4 protein-coding genes and 1 pseudogene are annotated in these 4,182 nt (G+C 54.7%); 4 read left to right on the top strand and 1 reads right to left on the bottom strand.

Annotation, left to right across the window (positions count from 1 at the left end):
• The coding region (locus RSSM_RS01155; RefSeq protein ID WP_236620867.1) for a hypothetical protein at positions 1 to 630 on the top strand (630 nt) is incomplete at its 5' end.
• 266 nt (positions 631 to 896) lie between these two features.
• Positions 897 to 1,403, top strand: coding sequence for a hypothetical protein (locus RSSM_RS01150; protein ID WP_044300478.1), 507 nt, complete (start codon positions 897 to 899; stop codon positions 1,401 to 1,403).
• A 67-nt stretch (positions 1,404 to 1,470) separates the two neighbouring features.
• Here the strand turns inward: RSSM_RS01150 and RSSM_RS01145 are convergent.
• Positions 1,471 to 2,802: pseudogene (locus tag RSSM_RS01145) on the bottom strand (IS1380 family transposase); the annotation flags it as partial.
• Between the two features lie 38 nt (positions 2,803 to 2,840).
• Between RSSM_RS01145 and RSSM_RS33535 the strand changes: the two are divergent.
• A complete protein-coding gene (locus RSSM_RS33535) occupies positions 2,841 to 2,984 on the top strand; it encodes a hypothetical protein (protein WP_008673585.1) in 144 nt (47 codons plus the stop codon).
• Positions 2,985 to 3,237: 253 nt separating this feature from the next.
• On the top strand, positions 3,238 to 4,071 hold the full coding sequence (locus tag RSSM_RS31400; RefSeq protein ID WP_144059475.1) for a hypothetical protein: 834 nt from the start codon (positions 3,238 to 3,240) through the stop codon (positions 4,069 to 4,071).
• Positions 4,072 to 4,182: the final 111 nt, after the last annotated feature.

Genomic DNA, 4,182 nt, shown 5'->3' with positions numbered 1-4,182 from the left:
CGAAACAATGACATCGAGCGTCTGTTGTCGCGAGGTACCGATGACAAGCTATTCAGGAGCAGATTGAAAATCACCATGGGCCCGGCGCTTTCGTCGATACACCCTGTGTTCGACGACTTCCAAACACCGCAAGCTCACATGCACTTGATGATCGTCACGCCCCGCGAGGCAAGTAAGTCATCAGTCACGACCAAGGTGAAGGATATCTGGCGGAAGACTCGCGAGGCGAGTGAAGCCAGATGGACCGGATCGGAAGAAGTACTGCGGTCGCGACCACAACGACTTCGGAAGAAGGAAAAGGAAAAGATCGACGACTTCCAAAAGGAGGCGAGGCTCGGCCACTTCTGGCCAAACGTTCTACGTGACTTGACCACACAGGCGGCACTCCGATCCTGCACCTACGTGTCACGGCCCCTCAAGGAGTCATGGACTCCGGAACAGATTCTTGACTTTCATGATCTGGTCGAGAAAGCGGATCTCACTCCGAAGAAGCTGTATCGGCGAATGGGGATGCAGGGAGTTGCTATCGGAGACCTACCGCATGGGTTCAGTGCGAAGGATCTGTCCCACGAGTTCATCGCACAGTACGACAGTGCGTTCGGCTGGAACGTGTTCCGCCGGGTTCTGTAAACGGGGATTAATCCCCGTCGGAGATGCAACTGAAAGCCCTCTGAAAACGGGCCGAGAAAAACCTCCCTGACATTTATTATACCCGCCAGTTACCTGGGTCCACGAAAAAGCCCTTTTTGGCCCCTCCGCAAACGCGTTGACCCCGTAAAACACGGGAAAAACGCGTTTGCCCTCTCTTCAAATCCCGTGCGCACTTTTGTTTTCACCTCTCACCACCCCCTAAACCACCCTTTTTAACACCCTCTTACTCAAGGAACTCACTCTCTATGGCTACTGATATGGCTACTGAAAAGTACCAGTACCCTCGTGATCTCCTTCGTCATGTCTGGCGTCCTTCTACTCAGGACATAGGCGAACTCTATCTGGACGACAGGATCAACAACCTCTTTAACTTCCATGAGGACTACAACCCGCAGATCAGTTTCGTCATGGCAAAAACAAAGAGTGCGAAACGATGGAATGCCTCAATGAAGATGGCCAGCTGGTTCTACGCACTCTCGACTGAGCTCACGACTCCTCCTCTACTTCGGGAGTCCACCAACTACATCCGGTGGTCGTGGGCCTTCCCTCTCACTCACATCCCCACCAACTACACCTTTGTCATCACAGGTGGTACCAGCGTTTCTGTTCGGCTAAACCATTTCGGTGCCGGTCTATTCACCACCGAGAACGACTCCAGGTTCGCCTACGCCGATGTCAACTTCACTCCGAACAACGTCCGGTACTTCCAGGACATCGAGTTCATGCTCAACCACCTTGCCACCGCCATCTGACCGTCCATCGAGAACGGGGATCAATCCCCGTTAGAGAACACTCATCCGAAAGAACCCGATGAGACCGCTAGAGAAACTCGCCAAATTCGTCCGTGTCAAAATCCTCCGTCGACCACTTGTCATCACTATCGATCGATCCAAGTGGTGGTCCGGTGGGGCACTCAATCGATCGTACGCGGCCAGGGGCGTCGGACTCGGTGAAACCAAGCTCCTCGACGATGAGGGCTACCGTTGTTGCCTCGGCTACGTCCGCCAGTCCAACCTTCAGCACGGACCCGACGAACCGCCGCATGTCCCAACCACCACCGACCGCATCTTCAAGCTCGCCTCGACAGATCGTGTTGAGATTGAAAGCCAACAACGCAAGTAGCATCGTCGCCTCATTCGCCTTGAATCCTTGCGAAGACAAGTGAACGCCGATCGATTCGTTGAACTCACCAAGCCGGTCCTCGAACTTACCTCGCTTTCGATAGTGAGTGAGCAGCGTGTCAGCATCGCGGGATTCCTCCTCCCAATTGGTCACCAAGAAGAACCAGCGCGGCATCAAGTTCAATTGACCCGTCGTAGGATCAGGCTGATCGACCACAACGAGGAGCAATCGTTGGGCATGCTTCCACGAGTCGACCTGATAGTTCCCAAGCTCAACGGTGTACTCGTACCCGTTCTGCGGTGGCCGCCCTGGTGGACGATGGATGTGCTCGGCGGCCAAGGCGTCGAGTTTCGTGTTGGACTTCAATCGCCCGACAAAACGCCTGTTTTTCGAACTCAGTTCGTCCATCACGCTGCCAATCGTGTAGCCCGCATCGAGTCGGTAATCAACGTGCTGTGCGATCGAGTGGGCGTGGTCGTCGGTCTTATCAACAAAACGCTTCATGCCGTCGGCGGTGTGGACTTGGCCTTGGCGAAGCGTGGCGTGAATGAAGCCGTTACCCAGTCGATTGCCCTGGTGCGTGCTGTCGTAGTCACCGCGAACGCTCAAGCTCGCGACCAGCGGATGGTAAACCGTTTTCTTGTAGTAGCCGTTGTAGCCCGCTCCATGCTGCTTGCCGTGAACTTCGATTGGAAAGCTGTCGATGTCGACGGTGGCCTGTTTGACGCGGCGGCCTCCCGAAGCGATGACGTGTCGCTGGACGCTTTGGGCCAATCCGTTTCGGACCGCTTCCAAGTTGCACGCTTGCCCGGTCAGGATGCCGATCAAGCGGGACTGAGTGGGTTGGCTTGCCAATCGCTCGTCGGCGACGGCATCGCCGGTGCGGTTCCAGACGGCGACGCGGAACGCGGGGTCATGAGCCAACCGGTCGACATCGTCCTGAGCAGAACAGCCCAAAGCCATGGCAAACACACGCTCACGAATTAGTTCATCGATGCGATAGCGTATGCGATCTTCGCGTCTGGGGTCGCGGACATCCTTGCGATTGCGTCGAAGAGGCCAAGTCGATGTTCGGCATCGCGAAGCATGATGACGCCGGCATGAGAGGTGATTCGATGATCGGTCGACTGAACCTTCACGGAGCGATTGAATTAGGGCTCGAAAAGGTTACCTTGGTGTTCACCCATCGCGTGATTCCTTACTGCGTTTGAGTTGGTTGTGGTTAACCGTTAAACGCAGTGGTTCACGCGATGGTTTCTCTATTCAACAAATTCTTGGTGAATAATGCGGGCTTATGACTCAGGAGAGACGTCACTTGGCATCGCTTGTAGAATGTCGGCTGAGACTCACTCACTTGGCGGAAAAGGCGGTGTCTGCAATCCGTCTGACCGCTAGGCAGACGCTCGTAGGGAGGGGGGAAAGACTCTAGCCGCATGCATGGCCAACCTAGTCGAGGAAATTCGCATGCACGGTCTACTTCACCCCGTTGTTGTCGATGCCAACGGATTGTTGCTCGATGGCCGGAATAGACTCAGTGCCTGCTACCTTCTCGGTATTGAACTCACCGAAGATAACATCCAGGTTACCGCTGCCTCTGCCGACGCGATTGCGAATTCCAACTATGCCCGGCGGCACCTCACACGCGACCAAAGAGTCATGTTTGCTCTTCGGAAACTAGAAGATGCACGGGAGAAAGCTAAAACCAGGAAGGCTGAAGGTGCAAAAAGGGGACGACGAAATCGTCGGGCAGCTCCTACGGTGGGCGCAAAGAATGCGACCAACGAAAAGTACAGTCGCCGAACACCGAAAGCCATCGAGAAAGTCGCAAAAGAGGAGCAGGTTCCTCGTAATGAACTGCTCCTTGCGGAGAAACTCAAAACTCGCAACCCTGAACTCGCCGAGGAGGTCAAAGATGGGAGAAAAAATTTAGAGGCGGCGGCAAGAGAGGCGGGACTGAAACCGAACGTCTCGAAGAAAACACGTACAGCGAAGCGAAAAACGTCCAGTCGAAAGGCGAATGCGAAGTCCAAATCAAAGACGTCTGCGGTCTCCAGCGTTTTCTCGGATGAGTCGACGACAATTGTCGATCGATCTGACTACATTCGGCAAATCGACTGCGGGGAAACGAGTGTCGTTCACCATCCCGCAATACCACTTCCCACTATCGTTTATCAGGCTGATGGATCGTGGATCGTTGAGCCTTTGGGCGAGAGTGGGACCCTGAAAAGGAAGACAAAAAGCGATGCCATCGCCCAAGCCATCGCGTCGATTCTGAAGCAGGTTAATGTATCCAGGTAGTCGTATGTTGCGTAGCTAGAAGCTCGAAGAGGCCTGGCCGCACCTCACCTTGGCGGATTGCCGTTTGATGGCGATTTGAGATCGCCCGGATCCCTTTGAGGTGCTGTTCTC

Source organism: Aporhodopirellula sallentina SM41 (assembly GCF_000346505.1).
GTDB classification, from domain to species: Bacteria; Planctomycetota; Planctomycetia; order Pirellulales; family Pirellulaceae; genus Rhodopirellula; species Rhodopirellula sallentina.
This window is presented reverse-complemented; position numbering and strand designations above follow the sequence as displayed.

Bases quoted from the DNA above. Each gene is read 5' to 3' on its own strand.
- RSSM_RS33535 (WP_008673585.1), top strand. From the start codon at position 2,841: ATGTTCGGCATCGCGAAGCATGATGACGCCGGCATGAGAGGTGATTCG.
- RSSM_RS31400 (WP_144059475.1), top strand. From the start codon at position 3,238: ATGCACGGTCTACTTCACCCCGTTGTTGTCGATGCCAACGGATTGTTG.
- RSSM_RS01150 (WP_044300478.1), top strand. From the start codon at position 897: ATGGCTACTGATATGGCTACTGAAAAGTACCAGTACCCTCGTGATCTC.